Here is a 17,409-nt window from a genome sequence, read left to right on the forward strand (position 1 = left end):
CGCGACACGCGCGCCGGGCCCCGGACGGCCGTCAGACGGTCGCGGCCGGGGGCTCTTCGGCGGAGCCCTCCTCCGCGGGGGGATTGCGGGTGACGCGGACGCGGGAGACCCGGCGGCCGTCCATCTCGGTCACGGTCAGCGTGACGCCCGGCGCCTCCGCGACCTCGCCGCGCTGCGGCAGGTGACCGAGGAAGGCCATGACGTAGCCGCCCAGCGTCTCGTACGGCCCGCCGGGCAGCCGCACCGCCGTCTGCGCGTGGAACTCGTCCAGGTTGACCAGCCCGTCGACCTCCACGTCACCGGCGATCACCCGTACGGCGTCGCCACTCTCGTCGTACTCGTCGCGGATGTCGCCGACGAGCTCCTCGACCAGGTCCTCCAGCGTCACGATGCCGTCGGTGCCGCCGTACTCGTCCACCACGATGGCGAGGTGGTGGCCCTCGTCGCGCATCTCGGCGAGCGTGGCGAGCACCCGCTTGCTGGCCGGCACGAGCTTGACCGGCCGGATCGGCACGACCTCGCTGATCGGCTCCAGCCGCCCGGTCCTGACCGGGTCGAGCAGGTCCCGTACGTGGACGAACCCGATGACGTCGTCGTAGGTGTCGCGGTAGACCGGGAAACGGGAGTGCGGCATGGCGGCGGCGAGCACCGCGGCCTCGGCGAGCGGCGTGTCCGCGGCCATGAACTCGACCTCGGTGCGGGGCAGCATGACCTCCCTGAGCTGGCGCTTGCCCGCCGCGAACACCTCGGCGATCACGTCGCGCTCGTCCTGCGTGAGTTCCTTGTGCCCCACGACCATGTCGCGCAGTTCCTCGGTCGTCATGGCCGCCCTGTCGGCGGACGGGTTGCCGCCCACCAGCCGTACGATGCCGTTGGTCGACTTCGACAGCGCCCAGATCACCGGCCGCGACAGCGTGGCGATCCGGTCGAGCAGCGGGGCGGTCATGAGCGACAGGCTCTCCGCCCGCTGACGGCCGAGCCGCTTGGGCGCGAGCTCGCCGAGCACGAGCGTGACGTACGAGATGGCGAGCGTGACCGTCACGAAGGCGGCGGGCGCGGCCACGTCCGGCCGCAGGCCCCACCCCTCCAGGACCGGGGCGAACTCCGGGCCCAGCGCGTCGGCGCCGAGGGCGGCCGACAGCACGGTCGCCACCGTCACGCCGACCTGGATCGCGGACAGGAAGCGGTTGGGGTCGCGGGCGAGCTTCTGCACCCGCGCGCCGCGGCGTCCCTCGCGGCTCAGACGGCGGATCTGGCTCTCCCGCAGGGAGACCATCGCCATCTCGGCCGCCGCGAAGAACCCGCCGATCAGGATGAATATGAGGACCAGGGCGATGGTCACCGCGACGTTGCTCACGTCAGTTGTCCGTTCGGGTGTCAGGCATGCCGGCCGGTCGCCGCGATCTCCGCGGCTCGCAGAGATTGCGGTACTGGTGGCATTTAACCCGCTCCTCAGGGGAAGCGCGTAAGCTAGGTCCCGGGCCTACATAATCAAACACTTTTGAACAGGAGTACACAGTGAAGCTGCTGGTTACTGGTGGAGCCGGGTACATCGGCAGCGTCGTGGCGGCGCAACTCCTGGAGCGCGGGCACGAGGTCACGGTGCTCGACGACCTGTCGACCGGGCACGCCGACGCGGTGCCGCCCGGCGCCTCGTTCGTGCAGGCGTCGATCACCGAGGCCGCGGGGGTGCTCTCCGAGGGGTTCGACGCCGTGCTCCACTTCGCCGCCAAGTCGCTGGTGGGCGAGTCGGTGGAGCGGCCCGGCCTGTACTGGTCGAACAACCTCGGCGGCACGCTGGCGCTGCTCGACGCCATGCGGCGCACGGGGGTGGACCGGATCGTCTTCTCCTCCACCGCCGCGACGTACGGCGAGCCGGAGCGCACGCCCATCGTGGAGACCGACCCGACCCGGCCCGGCAACCCCTACGGCGCGTCCAAGCTCGCCGTGGACACCGCGCTGACCGCCTTCGCCGGCCTGTACGGCCTGGGCGCGGTCAGCCTGCGTTACTTCAACGTGGCCGGAGCGTACGGCGAGTATCGCGAGCGGCACGCGGTCGAGACCCATCTGATCCCCAACATCCTGAAGGTGGCGCTCGGCGAGCGGGAGTCGGTGAGCGTGTTCGGCACCGACTACCCCACCCCGGACGGCACCTGCGTCCGCGACTACGTCCACGTCACGGATCTCGCGGTGGCCCACCTGCTCGCCCTGGACGCCTGCGCGCCCGGGGAGCACCGGATCTACAACCTGGGCAGCGGCAGCGGCTTCTCCGTGAAGGAGGTCGTCGAGGTGTGCCGGGAGGTGACCGGGCACCCCATCCCGGTGACCACCGCCCCGCGCCGCCCCGGCGACCCGGCCGTCCTGGTCGCGTCGCCGGAGAAGATCCAGCGCGAGCTCGGCTGGAAGCAGGCGCACGGCTCCCTGCGCGACATGGTCGCCGACGCCTGGGCCTCCTCCGCCAAGCCCGCCTGAGCCGCCCGGGCCGGCGGCCCGCGTGGTCGGCGGGCGGCGTTATCGGCGGGCGGCGTTATCGGCGGGCGGTGTGATCGGCGGGCGGTGTGATCGGCGGGCGGTGACGGCTCGGACGGCCGGTCAGGCGCGGCGCAGGGCCACGCGCATGCTGGCCTGGTTGTTGGCCGGGCGGCGGTCGCCGAACCGGCGCGAGTAGACGGTGGCCATCGTCGCCACGGCGCGCGAGGCCCGGGACGGCACCCGGAAGACCAGCTTGAGCAGCCCCCGCGACCCCGACCTGATCGGCGGCAGCGAGCAGCCGACGAACTGGCGGTTCCGGTGGCAGCGCGCCCCGGTCGCCGACAGGAGCCGGGCCTCCTGCGGCTGGAAGAACACGTAGGCGTCCCGGACAACCCGGGGCCCCCGGTTGCGCACCTCCGCCCGTACGGCGAACCAGTGCCCGGGACGGGTGTACCGGGTGGAGGAGCTGAACCGCATGGCCAGGTCGGCGCCCTCGTCGACCCTGGTCACCGTCTCGGCCGTGTTGTCGGTCTCGTCGTCGTCCAGCACCTCGGAGGTCAGGTCGGCGCGCGCGCGGAGGGGTCCGTGCGCGCCCGGCCGGATCATGCCCGTGATCGTCATGTCCCCCGAGCCGCCGGGCAGGACGTCGTCGGAGGACCGGCAGACCACCTCGTTGCGGACGGAGCCGGGCCCGCACTCGGCCACGCCGACGTTCAGGATCTGGAAGTCGCGGGGCAGCCGGACCCGCAGCGTCGGCAGCACCGCGTCTCCCGGGCCCTGGTTGTGCACGCTGACGTGGTAGGTCAGCGGCTGCCCGGGTTGCGCCACCTTCGGCGACGCGGTGATCCCGACCATGAGATCGGCGGTCCCCCACCGGCCCTGCGCCGGCGCCGCCCCCGGCGCGGCGAGCGCCGGGTGCGGCGTTCCGGCGACGAAGACACAGACCAAACCCGTGACGACCCTGCGACCCATGCTGCTCCCCCGAAAGCGTGAGATCAATTCAATCGTCCGGGCGGTCCCCGCGACCGCCCGACACGCCGCGCGCGGCCCCGCCGGGGCGGGGTGATCTCACGCCGTGACCAGGTCCTCCCGCGGTGCCGCGGACCGGTCGAGCCGCAGGTCGCGGTTGGGCAGCAGCGCGAGCGCGAGGAGGGCCACCACCGCGCCCGCGACCCCGAGCCAGGGGATCACCGTCGCGGTCGCGGCGGCGTGCGCGGCGGGCAGTCCGTGCGCCGGCGCCTCCCGGGTCACCACCGACGCGTACGCCGTGCCCGCGACGGCCAGTGCGACCGAGCCGCCGATCTGCCGGAAGAACGTCAGGTTCGCGCTGGCCGTGCCGACATACCGGGACGGCACGGACCTCTGGATCGCCACCGTCAGGCCCGAGAGCATGGGCCCCATCCCGAGACCGATCAAGGCCATCCAGACGACGAGCAGCGGTTCCGAGGTGCCGACGGCGAGGTTCGCGCACAACGTGGTGCCCGCCACCAGGAGAACCGTCGCGGCGACGAGCCAGGGCTTGTAGCGGCCGGTGCGGGAGATGAGCGCGCCGGTCACCGCGCTGCCGGCCACCATCGCCAGCATCAGCGGGTAGATGTGCAGCCCGGAGGAGGTGGCGCTGAGGCCGCGTGACTCCTGGAAGTAGCGCGGCAGGAAGACCACTCCCGCGTACATGCAGAACGCGGTGAAGAACGAGGCGACGTTGACCAGCGAGTAGGTGCGGTTCGCGAAGAGATGGAGCGGCACGATGGGCTGCTCCGCCCGGCGCTCGACCGCGACGAAGACCACGAGCAGCGCGAGCGACGCGGCGATCGGCCCGATCACCGGCCCGCTCGTCCAGGTGTGGCCGTCGACGCCCTTCTCGGTCAGCCCGACGAGCAGCGCGCTGATCGCGGCGCTGAAGACGGCGATGCCGAGGTAGTCGGGCCGCGCCCCGCCGTGCCCCGGCCGGTGCGGCAGCCGCCACACGATGATCGCCACCAGGACGGCGCCGATCGGCACGTTCACGTAGAAGGCCCAGCGCCAGCTCGCGTGGTCGGTGAACAGGCCGCCGAGGAACGGCCCGGCGAGGTAGCTCAGCGCCATGACCCCGCCGAGGGCGCCCTGCACGCGCCCGCCGCGCTCCGGCGGGAACAGGTCGACCACCAGCGCGAGCGACAGCGGCAGCAGCGCGCCCGCGCCCAGGCCCTGCAGGCCGCGGAAGGCGATGAGCTGCGCCATGCTCTGCGCGGCGCCCGACAGGATCGAGCCGAGCAGGAACAGCGCCACCCCCACCAGCAGGAGCGGCTTGCGGCCGTACGCGTCGGACAGCCGGCCGTACAGCGGGACCGTGATGGTCGAGGTCAGCAGATAGGCGGTGACCACCCAGGTGTAGAGGCCGGTGCCGCCGAGCTCGCCGACGATCCTGGGCAGCGCGGTGCCGACGATCGTCTGGTCGAGCATCGCGAGGAACATGCCGCCCAGCACGGCGAAGAGGAGGAGTCCGTTCTTGGATCGCATGTGTCGAAGGTGACATGTCAGTGCTTACATGTCAATACGGAGGTATAGTGGGGGGCATGTCCCTGCGCATCGCTCTCCTCGGCCTGCTGACCGCGTACGGCTCGGCGAGCGGCTACGACCTGGCCAAATCGTTCGAGAAGTCCGTGGCCCACGTCTGGCAGGCCGGCCACAGCCAGATCTATCCGGAGCTCGCCAAGATGGCGTCGGACGGGCTGGTGACGGTCGAGGCGGAGGGCGCCCGGGGCCGCAAGATCTACACGATCACCGCGGAGGGCCGCGCCGAGCTGCGCGAATGGCTGCTCGGCCACGATCCCACGGGCCCGGCGCGCAGCGAGGTCGCGCTGCAGGCGTTCCTCGTCCCGCTGCTCGAAACTCCCGAGGCGGTGGCCGTGCTGGAGCGGTTGCGGGCCCACTCGGAACGGAAGCTGGCGCAGCTGGAAGCCCTCTGGACGGCCAAGCACTCGGCGCCCATCCCGGAGGGGACGGCGCGGGTCAAGTTCGGCAATCTCGCCCTGGACCTCGGGATCCGGCAGACCCGCATGGTGCTCCAGTGGGCGGACGACGCCATCGCCGAGGTCCAGGCCCGGTCCTGAAGCGCGCAGTCCTGAAGCGCGCAGTCCTGAAGCGCGCAGTCCTGACGGCAGACGCGCGGGCCGGACTCAGCGGCAGGAGAGCGGGGCCGGGGCCTTCCGTTCTGAGTCGAAGTCGACGTTGCCGAAGTGCTTGCGCAGCAGGCTCCGCATCGTGCCGTCGTCGTACAGGTCCTGGATCGCGCCCTCGACGGCCGCGCAGGTGCGCAGGTCGTTCCTGGGCAGGCCGACGGCGTACCGCTGGTCCCTCAGCCGTACGCCGAGCACCGACAGCTTCAGGCCCGTCTCCCTGTTCGCGAAGCCAGCGATGATCAGGTCGTCTCCGGGGACGGCGTCGACCTTTCCGCTGGTCAGCAGGTTCATGCACTCCGCGTAGTTGCCGGCCGGGACCTGCTCGACGTCCACCCTGCCCGCGACGAGGCGGGCCGTCGCGCTCCCGGCGGGCGCGCACATCCGGCGGCCGGCGAGGTCGTCGAGCCTCCTGACCCGCGAGCCGGCGAGCACCAGCAGGTCGGCGTGGGCCGTGTAGTACGGGCCCGCGAAGGTGACGGCGTCGTCGCGGTTGTCGTCGTAGGAGTACGTCGCGACGACCATGTCCACCACGCCTTCGGCCAGGGCCCGCACCCGTTCGCCGACGCCGATCCGGTGGAAGGTGATCCCGCTCGCGGGGACCTTGAGACGCCTGGCGATGTACGTGGCGAGGTCGACCTCGAACCCGCTGGGTCCCGTCCCCTGCTGCAGGGCGACGCCCGGCAGGTCTCCGCGTACGCCGATGGTGAGCCGCCCGGTGCGCGCCACCTTGTCGAGCACGGACGTGAACGTGTGGCCGGGCCGGGGGCCGCTCGACGACGAGGTTCCCGCCTCGCCGGTCTCGCCGCCGGCGCCCGGGAGGAGGCCCATCCCGTTCGCGACGAGCACGCCCCCACCGGCCAGGACGGCGAGCACGGCCGCGCACGCGGCGATCAGGAGGTTCCTGCGCCGGGACCGCCGGGACGGGGCCGGCCCGGGATCGTGCGGCTCCACCCGCCCCCCGCCGTGCCGCCCTGATCCGTGCGGCTCTGATCCGTGCGGACCCACCCCGTGCGGCCCCGAACCCTGGGGCCCTGATCCGTGCGGCTCTGATCCGTACGGCCCTGATCCGTGCGGTCCGGTCTTCGCGGGCCTGGGCGCGGGGGCGGCGGCACCCGCGTCCCCGCCCGCACGCACGTCGGTGCTGACCGCGGGCGACAGGAACGCACGGGCCGCCTCGGTGTCCCAGGTTCCCACGCTCACCACGGGGCCCGTGGCGTCCTCGTAGCGGTCGCTCCAGGCCGCATCGCGGACCGGATTGTGAGCCGGATCGTGAGCCGTGTTGCGGACCGGGTTGTGGGCCGGATCGTGAGCCATGTTGCGGGCCGGGTTGTGGGCCGCGTTCTGGGCCGCGTTGTGGGCACCGCTGGGAGGGCCGTACCGGGCTCCGCCGGCGGAGTCGCGCGGGCCGCTGCCGGTCGCTCCCGTGAACCGGTGCGGGCCGCTTCGGGCGTCGCCGCCGGACCCGCCGTGCTGACTGCCGTACGAGCCGCCGTGTTGCCCGCCGTACGAGCCGCCGTGCTGGCCGCCGTGCTGAGGGGCCGCGCGTCCGGCGAAGGGCCTGGCCGCGGGATCGGCCGCGTGCGCGGCGCCCTCGGAGAGCACCGTCGTGGACGCGTCGCCCGACGCCGTACGGCCGAGCAGGCGCAGCAGGATCTGGTCGGCGGTCGGGCGCTCGTCCGGCGACTTGCGCAGGCACGCCCGCACCACCCCGGCGAGCGGCTCGGGCAGCGCCGAGGTGTCGATGTCGTGGTTCAGGATGCGGTTGAGCACGGCCGCGATCGAGTCACCGCCGAAGACGACCGTGCCGGTCGCGGCGTACGCGATCGTCGAGGCCCACGAGAAGACGTCGGCGGGGGGCCCGACCTTGCCGCCGGAGATCTGCTCGGGAGCCATGTAGGCGGGCGTGCCGATCGCCCGGCTGGTGATCGTCGCGGTCGAGTCGAGGATGCGGGCGATGCCGAAGTCGACCACCCGGGGCCCGTCGACGGCGAGCAGCACGTTGTCGGGCTTGAAGTCGCGGTGGACGATCCCCGCCTGGTGGATGGCGGTGAGCGCGGTGGCCGTGCCGACGGCCAGGCGCTCCAGCGCCGAGCCCGTCACCGTCCCCCGCTCCTCGACCGTCTCGCGCAGCGACCGCCCGTCGATGAACTCGCTCGCGATGTACGGCGTGTCGCCCTCCAGGTCGGCCGCCATGACCCGCGCGGTGCAGAAACTCGCCACCCGCTGGGCGGCCCGCAGCTCCCGGGCGAAGCGGGACCTGGCGACCGCGTCGCCGCTGAACTTCACGTGCAGCAGCTTCACCGCGGCCTGCTCGCCCGCCTGGTCCTCGCCGAGGTAGACCACGCCCTGGCCGCCCTCGCCGAGACGGCCGGACAGCACGAAGGGACCGAGCCGGGTCGGGTCCCCCGGTTGGAGCGGCGCGATCTGCGGCATCCCCGTTCCCCACGATTCGGCAAAGTACCGGCCAGCAGAACTTTACGGCCCCCGCGCGGCGCTTCCGGTTCCCGATACCACGCCGTGACGTCAGGAAGTCGTGACAATGCGGCGAGCGGTCCCCATCCCCAAGTGACGGAAAAGGGCCGCCCGGAATGTCTCCGGGCGGCTCCCCCTCCTGCCGGGCGGCGGGCGAGCGGCGGCCGGGTCAGACGCGGCGCGCTCCGATGGTCTTCAGCCACTTGTCGCAGTTGCCGCAGGCCTTGCGGGGCTGCCACACCTTTTTGTCCCAGTTCCACGTCTCGGCGTGGAAGTACAGGTTCTTGCCCTGGACATCGCTCAGGACCCGCGCCTTGATCTTGTAGAGGTACTTGTTCATCGCGTCGACCTCGGCGCAGTTGTCCACCGTCCACTCCTCGCCCTGGCCGACCTTGGCGAGGATCTCTTCCATGATCGGATGCTTCTCCGTCTGGGCGAGGTAGGGGTACGCGCCGCTCGTTCCGGTGAAGGTCTGCTGCGTGCCGAGGTCGGCCAGACCGGCGACCACCGTGCCCAGCCCGCCCACCGTCCTGGTCGCCTTCTGGGCCTCCGTACGGGCTTTGGCGATGAAACGCTGGATGGCCTGCTCGGCCTCGAGCCTGTTCGCTTCGGCGACCGCCTTGGCCTTCTCCTCCAGGTACCACGTGAAGCCGCCGTTCCAGTCGTTCTCGTAGACCCACGTGACGAAGGCCGCACGCGCCTCCGCCTCGGATTTCGTCTGGCTCACGAGGGCGCTCTCCAGCGCGCCGAGCCTCTTCCACACCTCCTCGGCGGCCGCCTTGACGTCGCTGCCGATCGTCGCCGTCCTAAGCCACTGGCCGAGCTCGATGCGGGCCTTGCTGGCCCACTCCTTGACCTTCGTCGTGGGCACCGCTTCGTCGGCGGGGTTGTGTGAGGCATGCGTCGTCTCTGCCATCGCGCTTCCTTCGTCGAGGGTCTTCGCCTGTGGTGGCCCGGCCCTCGACCAGGGTCGCCGGAAGCCGTCGGCGTCGGATTGCCGGGCGATCCGGATCCGATTGCCGGCGTACCCGCGGTTGTCCGGCGCGGCGGGAGAACGTCTCCCGGAGAAGGGCGTGACGGCCCATGGACGGCCCGTGGACGCGAATCGGCCTCCGCCCCGACGGGTGTAACCGCGGGCAGAGGCCGATTCTTCGTACCAGGCCGAGTCCTCGTGCTAGGCGGACATCTTCTTCTTCAGGTTCTCGTCGAGAGCCGCGAGGAAGTCCTGCGTGGTCAGCCACTCGGCGTCGCCGCCGACCAGGAGCGCGAGGTCCTTGGTCATCTGGCCGCCCTCGACGGTCTCGACGCAGACCTGCTCCAGCTTCTCGGCGAAGTCGATCACCTCGGGCTGGTTGTCGAGCTTGCCGCGGTGCTGCAGGCCGCGGGTCCAGGCGAAGATCGAGGCGATCGGGTTCGTGGACGTCGGCTTGCCCTGCTGGTGCTGGCGGTAGTGCCGGGTCACCGTGCCGTGCGCGGCCTCGGCCTCGACGGTGCGGCCGTCGGGGGTCATCAGCACGCTGGTCATCAGGCCGAGCGAGCCGAAGCCCTGGGCCACGGTGTCCGACTGGACGTCGCCGTCGTAGTTCTTGCAGGCCCAGACGTACCCGCCCTCCCACTTGAGGGAGGCGGCCACCATGTCGTCGATCAGCCGGTGCTCGTAGGTGATCCCGGCGGCTTCGAAGTCGGCCTTGAACTCGCTCTCGTACACCTCGGCGAAGATGTCCTTGAACCGGCCGTCGTACGCCTTGAGGATCGTGTTCTTGGTCGACAGGTAGACCGGGTAGCCGCGGTTGAGGCCGTACCGCATCGAGGCGCGGGCGAAGTCGCGGATCGACTCGTCCAGGTTGTACATCGCCAGGGCGACGCCGGGGCCGGGGAAGTCGAAGACGTTGAGCTCGATCGGCTCGCCGCCGTCCTTCGGGGTGAAGGTCAACGTCAAGGTGCCCTCGCCCGGCACCTTGAGGTCGGTGGCGCGGTACTGGTCGCCGAAGGCGTGACGGCCGACGACGATCGGCTTGGTCCAGCCGGGCACCAGCCGGGGGACGTTCGACATGATGATCGGCTCGCGGAAGATGACACCGCCGAGGATGTTGCGGATCGTCCCGTTCGGGGACCTCCACATCTTCTTCAGGCCGAACTCCTCGACCCGCGCCTCGTCCGGCGTGATCGTCGCGCACTTGACGCCCACGCCGTACTGCTTGATGGCGTTGGCGGCGTCGATCGTGACCTGGTCGTCGGTGGCGTCGCGGTGCTCAATGCCGAGGTCGTAGTACTTCAGGTCGACGTCGAGGTAGGGAAGGATCAGCTGGTCCTTGATGAACTGCCAGATGATCCGGGTCATCTCGTCGCCGTCGAGCTCGACGACAGGGCCCGCTACCTTGATCTTGGGCATGCGTGGGGTTCCCCTTCTGGTCTGACTGGCCAGCACGTCCTTTTTGAGGCTCACTGGCCGTTGAGGCTATCGGACGGGTGTGGTAAGCCCGCGACGAGGTCGCGTTCCTACGAGTCGTGCAGGCGCAGCAGCATGAGCAGCGAGCCGGCCACGAGCGCCACGCCGAACGCCGCCAGCGTGATCGCGTCGGTCCGCCTGCCGCGGACCGCGAGCACACCCGCCCGCCGGTCCGACGTCGCCAGCCGGGTGACGGACCCGGCGAGGAAGGCGCCTCCCATCACCACTCCGCCGGTCGACACCGGCGCCCCCAGCGCGATCGCGCCCAGACCGGCGGCCACACCGGCCGCCACCACCAGGTACGACCCCCAGGCCGTGCTCTCGCCCGTTCTCACGTCTCTCCCATGCCTGCCACCGCGGTCCTCCATGTCAGCGCTCACCGATGGGCGCCCATTTCTGGTCGCGCTCACCGATGTACTCGCTGTCGGGCCGGATCAGCCGATTGTCGGCGTGCTGCTCGATCACGTGGGCGGTCCACCCCGACATCCGGCTGACCGAGAACACGGGAGTGAACAGATCCGTCGGTATGCCCAGGTAGTGGTAGACGGTGGCCGCGTAGAAGTCCACGTTCGGGTACAGGTGTTTCTCCGCGAGGACGACCTCCTCCATCTCCCGGGACATCCGGTAGTAGGTGTCGTCGCCGGAGGCCTCGGCCAGTTCCTCCGACATCCGCCGCAGGTGCGTCGCCCGGGGGTCCTCCGTCTTGTAGACGCGGTGCCCGAATCCCATGATCTTCTCGCCCGCCGCCAGTCTGTCCCGTACGGCCTGGGCGACGCCGCGCGGGTCCAGCCCTTCCAGCGTACGCATGACCTGCTCGTTCGCGCCTCCGTGCAGGGGCCCCTTGAGCGTGCCGATGGCGGCGACGATGGCCGAGTGCATGTCGGACAGCGTTGCGGCGCACACCCGGGCGGCGAACGTCGAGGCGTTCATGGTGTGGTCGACGTGCAGCACGAGACAGGTGTCGAAGATCTCGGCGGCGCGCCGCTCGGGGCGCCGGCCGGTGATCTGGAGCAGGAAGTTCCCGGCGATGCTCAGCTCGGGATCGATCTCGGGCAGCGTCGCCCCGGTCCGCGCCGCGTGGTAGCGGGCGACCAGGATCGGCTGCTGGGCCGTCAGCCGCGCGGCCTTGCGCAGGTTGGCCTCGGGGGCGTTGGAATCCTTGTCCGGATCGTCCGCGCCGGCCAGGGAAACCAGCGTCCGCAGCGCCTCCATGGGCGCCTGCCTCTCGGCGATCTCGGGGATGTCGCGCTCGACGAGCGTGCCCAGGGTGCGGCCACGCGCCAGTTCCGCGCCGTAGTCGGCGAGTCGCGCCCGGGACGGCAGCGACCCGCGCTGGAGCAGGTGGGCGGTCTCCTCGAAGGTGGTGCGGCCGGCCAGGTCGTGGATGTCGTATCCACGGTAGAAGAGCCGGCCCGCCTTGCCGTCGATGTCGCTCAGCGCCGTGGACGCGGCGACGACGTCGGCGAGTCCTTTGGTGGGCTTGTCTGCAACCTCTCGGGGGGTTCCACCCCCCAAGTCCCCCCCGTCCGAGGAAGTCTGCTTCATAGTATTTCCTCCGCTTATCTCCGCCCGAAGTCTACCCGTGAGCAGGGAAGAAGCCCCTCAAAGGCCCAGATCGATTTCAGGGGAGATTCTGCTTATGGCAAAGGCGATTCCCCCTCGCCACGGGTGGGTAAGCCGCATCTATAGAGAAAGTAACGGCGGGCTACCTGGGGAGGAACTGCCGTGGAGGGGCCGTTCATACGGATCGAGGACAGCGGCGAGGTGGTACCGCTGCGCCCCGACGTCACCACGATCGGTCGCGGCCGGGGCGCGGACATCCGGCTGGCGGATCCGAGCGTGTCACGGCTGCACGCCGAATTCGTGCGTCGCGGGCCCTACCTGTACGTCGTGGACCTGGGCCTGTCCCGCAACGGCACACGGGTGAACGGCAGGCCGATCGCCCGGAGGGTGCTGGACGACGGCGACGTCGTCTCCTTCGGCGCCGCCCGGGCCCGGGTCGGCGGGATCCCGCGTGAGGACCTCGCGCCCGAGGTCGAACTGCGCCGCGCCGCCGCGCCGGAACTGACCCGCCGCGAGGTCGACGTGCTCACCTCGCTGTGCCGCCCCGCCCTGTCGGACGAGGCGTTCGTGGCGCCGGCCACGGCCCGGGAGATCGCCGACGACCTGGTGGTCACCGAGGCGGCGGTCAAGCAGCACCTGCTGCGGCTCTACCAGAAGTTCCGCATCCCGGAGGGCACCAACCGGCGGACCAGGCTGGCCAACGAGGTCGTCGCCCTCGGCCTCGTGCGGCCCACGCCGGTCGTGCCGCCGCAGCGCGCGAGCGGCCCGGCCGAACAGGAGCCGCAACGCGCCCCCGTAGGCCGCCGGGCCTCCTGAGCCGGTGACACACCGGCCGCGTGGAAGTGGAAGCCGTCCATCCCTCGCGGCCGGTGGAGCGTTCCCAACCGGTCGGCGCCGGCACCCGATGGTGACAAAAAGTGATTTATGAGCGAATAGGCTAAGATAAGGGAAGAGTTTTCTCGCACCGGTTGAACCGGGCTCCCCACTCATGGATTCGGTCGATCAGTTCGGGCGGATGGATGACGCGGAAATCGGCGCCGACCACGCCCAGCGCCAGAGCCGGCCAGTCCAGGGAGTCCGCCGTCATCCGCATCCGGCAGCGCTCGTCGTCGATCTCCTCGATCATGCTCCACCTGCCGATCCGTTCACGCACGGTCACGGCCGGGGCGTCGACCAGGACCTCCACCCGGTACGGCCGGGGCAGGTTGTCCCGGCCGGCCCGCACGAACTCGGCGGCGTCGGCGGCGGGCAGTTCCCGGGGCCGGAACCGGGAACCGGTGTGGTGGGGCGCGGCGAGCCGGTCGAGCCGGAAACTGCGCCAGTCATGCCGGACGAGGTCGTAGGCGACCAGGTACCAGCGGCGGCCGAGACAGACCAGCCGATGGGGTTCGACGTGCCGCTCGGTGTGCCTGCCGTCGGAGGCGGTGTAGGAGAAGCGGAGCTGTTCGTCGTCCCGGCACGCCAGCGCGACCGTGGTGAGCACGCCCGGGTCGACGCCCGCCCTGGCCGGGCCGTCCCAGCCGGCGGGCACGGTCATCGCGCGCAGCGCGTCGATCCGGCGTCGCAGCCGGGCCGGCATCACCTGCACCACCTTGGCCAGCGCCCGCACCGAGGACTCGGCGATGCCCTCCACCGCGCCCTGCGCGGCGGCCTGCAGTCCCAGGGCCAGGGCCACCGCCTCGTCGTCGTCGATCACCAGAGGCGGCAGTGCCGCGCCGGCGGCGAGCTGATAGCCGCCGTCCACGCCGCGCTGCGCCTCGACCGGATAGCCCAGTTCCCGCAGCCGGTCGACGTCCCGGCGCAGCGTGCGGACCGAGACCCCCAGCCGTTCGGCCAGTTCGGCGCCCGGCCAGTACCGATGGGTCTGCAGCAGCGACAGCAGCCGCAGCGTCCGCTCGCTGGTATTCGCCATGCCATGATTCTTCCGCAATTGAGGTCAGAAAGTGACCGTTGTGCCGCCTAGCGTGGGTTCTGACCGGCCATACAGGACAGCGAAGGCGGAGAACCATGAGCGAGACCACGACCGTCGGCGAGCCGACCACCCGCGACCTCACCGGCGAGCGCGCGGACCTGCTGGCGATGCTGGCCAAGCAGCGGCACTTCCTGCGCTTCACCACCCGCGACCTCACCGACGAGCAGGCCGGGCGGCGGACCACCGCCAGCGAACTGTGCCTGGGCGGGCTGATCAAGCACGTCACCTCGGTCGAACGGACCTGGGCGCGCTTCATCCTGGAGGGTCCGTCGGCCATGGGTGACTTCACCGCCATGACCGAGGCCGACTGGGCCCGGAGGGCCGACGAGTTCCGGCTGCTGCCCGGCGAGACGCTGGCCGGTGTGCTGGCCGACTACGCCGAGGTCGCCCGCCGGACCGACGAGCTGGTCGCCACCCTGCCCGACCTGGACGCCGCCCAGCCGCTGCCGAAGGCCCCGTGGCACGAGCCCGGCGCGTCGTGGTCGGCCCGCCGGGTGCTGATGCACGTCATGGCCGAGACCGCCCAGCACGCGGGCCACGCCGACATCATCCGTGAGTCCCTCGACGGCGCCAAGAGCATGGGCTGACCCCCCGGCGGAGGCGTGGCGGGGTCAGGAACGCCTCGGCCCTGAGCGCCGCGACGCCGATGCGCGGCAGGTCGCGCGATGCCGGGAAGACCAGGTGTACTGCTCCGGGAGGTTGGTGACGCGGCTGATGGGGGCTGGCCTTTCAGCGCGGTGTGTCCGCGGTGATGGTTGTACATGTGTAGCCAGGGATCAAGTGCGGCGCGGCGTTCGGCTTCTGAGGCGTACGGGCGGGCGTAGGCCCATTCGTCGGCCAGGGTGCGGTGGAAGCGTTCGACCTTGCCGTTGGTTTGGTGCCGGTAGGGGCGGGTGCGCTTGTGGGTGATGCCCAGCTGGGCGCAGGTCTCGCTCCACAGCCGGGAGCGGTAACAGCTGCCGTTGTCGGTCAGTACGCGTTCGATGGCGATGGTGCGGGCCGCGAACCAGGTCTGGGCACGCAGGAGGAATGCGGTGGCTGTTTCCTTGGTTTCATCGGCCAGGATCTCGGTGTAGGCCAGGCGGGTGTGGTCGTCCAGTGCCGTGTGCAGGAAGGCGTGGCCGAGGCGGGGGTTGCCGTGGGCGTTGCGTGAGGTGGTGGGGGTGGTCTGGCGGTTGCGCCGGCCGGCGGCGCGGTCCAGGACGCGGTGGCCGCCACCGTGGGGATGTTGCCCAGCTTCTTGACGTCGATGTGGACTAGTTCGCCCGGGCGGTCGCGCTCGTAGCGGCGGACGGGCGCACCGGTGGCCCGGTCCAGGTGCGTCAGGGGCGGCATTCCGTACCGGATCAGTACCCGGTGCACGGTGGAGGGGGCCAGGCCCAGGCGGGCGGCGAGTCGGGCGGGTCCGAGCCGATGGGTGACGCGCAGCTTGCGGATGCGCCGTTCGGTCCGCTGCGGGGTACGGGCCGGGCTGCGGCGCGGCCGGGACGACCGGTCGGTCATACCGGCTGGGCCCAGTTGTCGATAGCGGCGGGCCCAGCGGGCGGCGGTGGTGTGGGAGACCTGGAAGCGTTCGGCCGCGCGGCGGATGCTCCAGCCGTCCTCGACGATGCAACGCGCGAGCCGGAGTCTGCCGGTTTCAGTCAGCGGGGCATTACGGTGGGGCATGAGGGCCTCCGGGCGATGTGAATCTTGGTCGACTCACACCACGCCAGAAGGCCCTCACCCTTTTCAAGGCCATCGACAGCGTGTCGCCGATCCCCCTCCGCTATCACCAACGTCCATGGTCAGAACACCTAGACGAGTAAGTCCTAAGTCGCTGTGAGGAGCACTGCGGGGAACGGCGAAGGGTGTCGATGATCCGTTTGTGACGACAGACATCAACACCCTTCTCACCGCACTGTACGTCAAGATCGATTACTGGCTGGGGCGTCCGGCCCGGCTCGGACGCCCACCCAAGCTCACCGACGCCGAACTGCTCACCCTGGCCATCGCTCAAGCCCTGCTCGGCATCCGCTCCGAAGCCCGATGACTGCGCTTCCTGCCCAAGCACCTGCCCGGAGCCTTCCCCTACCTGCCCGGCCAATCCGGCTACAACAAGCGCCTGCGCGGTGCACTCCCACTCCTGCAACGCGCCATCCGCGCTCTGGCCCGCGACACCGACCTGTGGAGCGACCCGGTATGGACGATCGACTCCACCCCGGTCGAATGCGGCCGCTCCCGCCCCACCTCCCAGCGCTCTGATCTTGCCGGCTGGGCCGGCTACGGCTACTGCCGCTCCCACTCCCGCTACTTCTGGGGCCTGCGCCTGCACCTGATCTGCACCCCGGCCGGGCTGCCGATCACCTGAGCCCTTGCCACCCCCAAGCTCGACGAACGCCAGGTCCTGATGGCCGTACTCGACCACGATCCGCACCTGCTCGCCGAACGGCCCGACTTACTCATCGTCGCCGACAAGGGGTACGTCTCCGCCGATCTGGACGACTACCTGTCCGAACGCGGGGTGCGACTGCTACGCCCGTCCTACCGCAACCGCACACCCCGCCCCGGCGAGCAGCACCTCAAACCCATCCGCCAGCTCGTCGAATCGGTCAACGACACCCTCAAAGGCCAACTCGACCTGGAACTGCACGGCGGACGCAGCCCGCTGGGCGTCGCCGCCCGCGTCGCTCAACGGATCCTCCCGCTGACCGCGGCCATCTGGCACAACCGCGCCACCAGCCAGCCCATCACCCGATCACTGATCGCCTACGACCACTGACCAGACTTCGGACTTACTCGTCTAGCTCCGGCGCGGCCTCCAGGGCCCGCACGATCAGGAACTCGTTCAGGCCGGGATCGGCCCGGAGGTCACGGCGCATGAGGTCGAGCGACAGCCCGTCGCGTCCCCACGGGACGAAGTGCAGCACGGCCTGGACGTCCCCCGTCTCCTCCCCGCCCCTGGGCCCGGCCCCGGCGGCCGGTGGTGACACCTGCGCCGGGCCGTGGGCCGTCACCACCACGCAACCGGCGTCGGCGGGATCGCCGAACCGGCCCAGTGCCATCGAGAAGCCGCGCTCGGCGGTGGTGCCGCGCCAGGAGACGGCCGCGGCGTGGATGCGGTCCCGCTCGGCCTCGGTCAAGGTCACCGGCCCGCCGTACGTGGCAGGTGTATGCACACGGAACTCTGACCTCTGCAGCTAAAAATTCCTTGGCTGTCGTCCTGCTACAGGACGAATGCGGTCTTAACCCCGCAGCACCTGAAGTCTCATTCCTAAACATTGCGACAGGGACCAAATTGCTAGCACAGAACGATCACAAGAACACGTTGCGTGATGTGT

General features: G+C 70.9%; 14 protein-coding genes and 2 pseudogenes. 5 read left to right on the forward strand and 11 right to left on the reverse strand.

Annotated elements, in window-relative coordinates:
- Positions 1 to 31 precede the first annotated feature (31 nt).
- Positions 32 to 1,357 carry a hemolysin family protein gene (locus FED44_RS09675; RefSeq protein WP_111698371.1) on the reverse strand — a complete coding sequence of 442 codons (1,326 nt, stop codon included), beginning with the start codon at positions 1,355 to 1,357 and terminating at the stop codon, positions 32 to 34.
- 161 nt (positions 1,358 to 1,518) lie between these two features.
- Between FED44_RS09675 and galE the strand changes: the two genes are divergently transcribed.
- A complete protein-coding gene (galE, locus tag FED44_RS09680; RefSeq protein ID WP_138460445.1) occupies positions 1,519 to 2,472 on the forward strand; it encodes a UDP-glucose 4-epimerase GalE in 954 nt (317 codons plus the stop codon).
- 120 nt (positions 2,473 to 2,592) lie between these two features.
- On the opposite strand, the gene FED44_RS09685 is transcribed toward galE, so the two are convergent.
- Together FED44_RS09685 and FED44_RS09690 are read right to left on the reverse strand one after the other, a co-directional pair.
- Positions 2,593 to 3,444 carry a CARDB domain-containing protein gene (locus FED44_RS09685; RefSeq protein WP_111698374.1) on the reverse strand — a complete coding sequence of 284 codons (852 nt, stop codon included), beginning with the start codon at positions 3,442 to 3,444 and terminating at the stop codon, positions 2,593 to 2,595.
- A gap of 96 nt (positions 3,445 to 3,540) precedes the next feature.
- Entirely contained in the window at positions 3,541 to 4,971 is a 1,431-nt protein-coding gene (locus FED44_RS09690; RefSeq protein ID WP_111698376.1) for an MDR family MFS transporter, read from the reverse strand.
- Positions 4,972 to 5,027: 56 nt separating this feature from the next.
- Here FED44_RS09690 and FED44_RS09695 point away from each other — a divergent pair, with 56 nt between their 5' ends.
- Entirely contained in the window at positions 5,028 to 5,564 is a 537-nt protein-coding gene (locus FED44_RS09695) for a PadR family transcriptional regulator (RefSeq protein ID WP_111698378.1), read from the forward strand.
- A gap of 66 nt (positions 5,565 to 5,630) precedes the next feature.
- Here the strand turns inward: FED44_RS09695 and FED44_RS09700 are convergent, their stop codons facing one another.
- From FED44_RS09700 to FED44_RS09720, 5 genes are all read right to left on the reverse strand, one after another.
- Positions 5,631 to 8,066: a serine/threonine-protein kinase gene (locus FED44_RS09700; protein ID WP_138460446.1), complete on the reverse strand. Its 2,436-nt coding sequence runs from the start codon at positions 8,064 to 8,066 to the stop codon at positions 5,631 to 5,633.
- A gap of 208 nt (positions 8,067 to 8,274) precedes the next feature.
- On the reverse strand, positions 8,275 to 9,021 hold the full coding sequence (locus FED44_RS09705; protein WP_138460447.1) for a YwqJ-related putative deaminase: 747 nt from the start codon (positions 9,019 to 9,021) through the stop codon (positions 8,275 to 8,277).
- Between the two features lie 258 nt (positions 9,022 to 9,279).
- Complete coding sequence (locus FED44_RS09710) at positions 9,280 to 10,497, reverse strand: NADP-dependent isocitrate dehydrogenase (RefSeq protein ID WP_111698384.1); 1,218 nt, start codon at positions 10,495 to 10,497, stop codon at positions 9,280 to 9,282.
- Between the two features lie 107 nt (positions 10,498 to 10,604).
- Positions 10,605 to 10,889 carry a DUF3017 domain-containing protein gene (locus FED44_RS09715; protein WP_165900501.1) on the reverse strand — a complete coding sequence of 95 codons (285 nt, stop codon included), beginning with the start codon at positions 10,887 to 10,889 and terminating at the stop codon, positions 10,605 to 10,607.
- 34 nt (positions 10,890 to 10,923) lie between these two features.
- Positions 10,924 to 12,099, reverse strand: a complete 1,176-nt coding sequence (locus FED44_RS09720; RefSeq protein ID WP_138460448.1) for a citrate/2-methylcitrate synthase — start codon at positions 12,097 to 12,099, stop codon at positions 10,924 to 10,926.
- Between the two features lie 180 nt (positions 12,100 to 12,279).
- Between FED44_RS09720 and FED44_RS09725 the strand changes: the two genes are divergently transcribed.
- Positions 12,280 to 12,933: an FHA domain-containing protein gene (locus FED44_RS09725; RefSeq protein WP_111698390.1), complete on the forward strand. Its 654-nt coding sequence runs from the start codon at positions 12,280 to 12,282 to the stop codon at positions 12,931 to 12,933.
- A 121-nt stretch (positions 12,934 to 13,054) separates the two neighbouring features.
- Here the strand turns inward: FED44_RS09725 and FED44_RS09730 are convergent, their stop codons facing one another.
- The gene (locus tag FED44_RS09730; RefSeq protein WP_138460449.1) at positions 13,055 to 14,029 is read right to left on the reverse strand and encodes a helix-turn-helix transcriptional regulator; all 975 of its coding nucleotides are present in this window, start codon (positions 14,027 to 14,029) and stop codon (positions 13,055 to 13,057) included.
- Between the two features lie 95 nt (positions 14,030 to 14,124).
- On the opposite strand from FED44_RS09730, the gene FED44_RS09735 reads away from it, so the two are divergent.
- Positions 14,125 to 14,676, forward strand: coding sequence for a DinB family protein (locus FED44_RS09735; RefSeq protein WP_111698394.1), 552 nt, complete (start codon positions 14,125 to 14,127; stop codon positions 14,674 to 14,676).
- Between the two features lie 96 nt (positions 14,677 to 14,772).
- Here the strand turns inward: FED44_RS09735 and FED44_RS09740 are convergent.
- A pseudogene (locus FED44_RS09740) lies at positions 14,773 to 15,757 on the reverse strand (IS481 family transposase); the annotation flags it as partial.
- Between the two features lie 199 nt (positions 15,758 to 15,956).
- On the opposite strand from FED44_RS09740, the pseudogene FED44_RS38405 reads away from it, so the two are divergent.
- A pseudogene (locus FED44_RS38405) lies at positions 15,957 to 16,850 on the forward strand (IS982 family transposase).
- A gap of 13 nt (positions 16,851 to 16,863) precedes the next feature.
- Here FED44_RS38405 and FED44_RS09750 read toward each other — a convergent pair.
- Positions 16,864 to 17,217 carry a phosphatidylglycerol lysyltransferase domain-containing protein gene (locus tag FED44_RS09750; protein ID WP_244301817.1) on the reverse strand — a complete coding sequence of 118 codons (354 nt, stop codon included), beginning with the start codon at positions 17,215 to 17,217 and terminating at the stop codon, positions 16,864 to 16,866.
- Positions 17,218 to 17,409: the final 192 nt, after the last annotated feature.

Origin of the sequence: Microbispora triticiradicis, assembly GCF_005864065.1 — a bacterium.
GTDB classification, from domain to species: Bacteria; Actinomycetota; Actinomycetes; order Streptosporangiales; family Streptosporangiaceae; genus Microbispora; species Microbispora triticiradicis.

Bases quoted from the DNA above. Each gene is read 5' to 3' on its own strand.
- FED44_RS09720 (WP_138460448.1), bottom strand. From the start codon at position 12,099: ATGAAGCAGACTTCCTCGGACGGGGGGGACTTGGGGGGTGGAACCCCC.
- FED44_RS09690 (WP_111698376.1), bottom strand. From the start codon at position 4,971: ATGCGATCCAAGAACGGACTCCTCCTCTTCGCCGTGCTGGGCGGCATG.
- FED44_RS09695 (WP_111698378.1), top strand. From the start codon at position 5,028: ATGTCCCTGCGCATCGCTCTCCTCGGCCTGCTGACCGCGTACGGCTCG.
- FED44_RS09685 (WP_111698374.1), bottom strand. From the start codon at position 3,444: ATGGGTCGCAGGGTCGTCACGGGTTTGGTCTGTGTCTTCGTCGCCGGA.
- FED44_RS09735 (WP_111698394.1), top strand. From the start codon at position 14,125: ATGAGCGAGACCACGACCGTCGGCGAGCCGACCACCCGCGACCTCACC.
- FED44_RS09700 (WP_138460446.1), bottom strand. From the start codon at position 8,066: ATGCCGCAGATCGCGCCGCTCCAACCGGGGGACCCGACCCGGCTCGGT.
- FED44_RS09710 (WP_111698384.1), bottom strand. From the start codon at position 10,497: ATGCCCAAGATCAAGGTAGCGGGCCCTGTCGTCGAGCTCGACGGCGAC.
- FED44_RS09730 (WP_138460449.1), bottom strand. From the start codon at position 14,029: ATGGCGAATACCAGCGAGCGGACGCTGCGGCTGCTGTCGCTGCTGCAG.
- FED44_RS09705 (WP_138460447.1), bottom strand. From the start codon at position 9,021: ATGGCAGAGACGACGCATGCCTCACACAACCCCGCCGACGAAGCGGTG.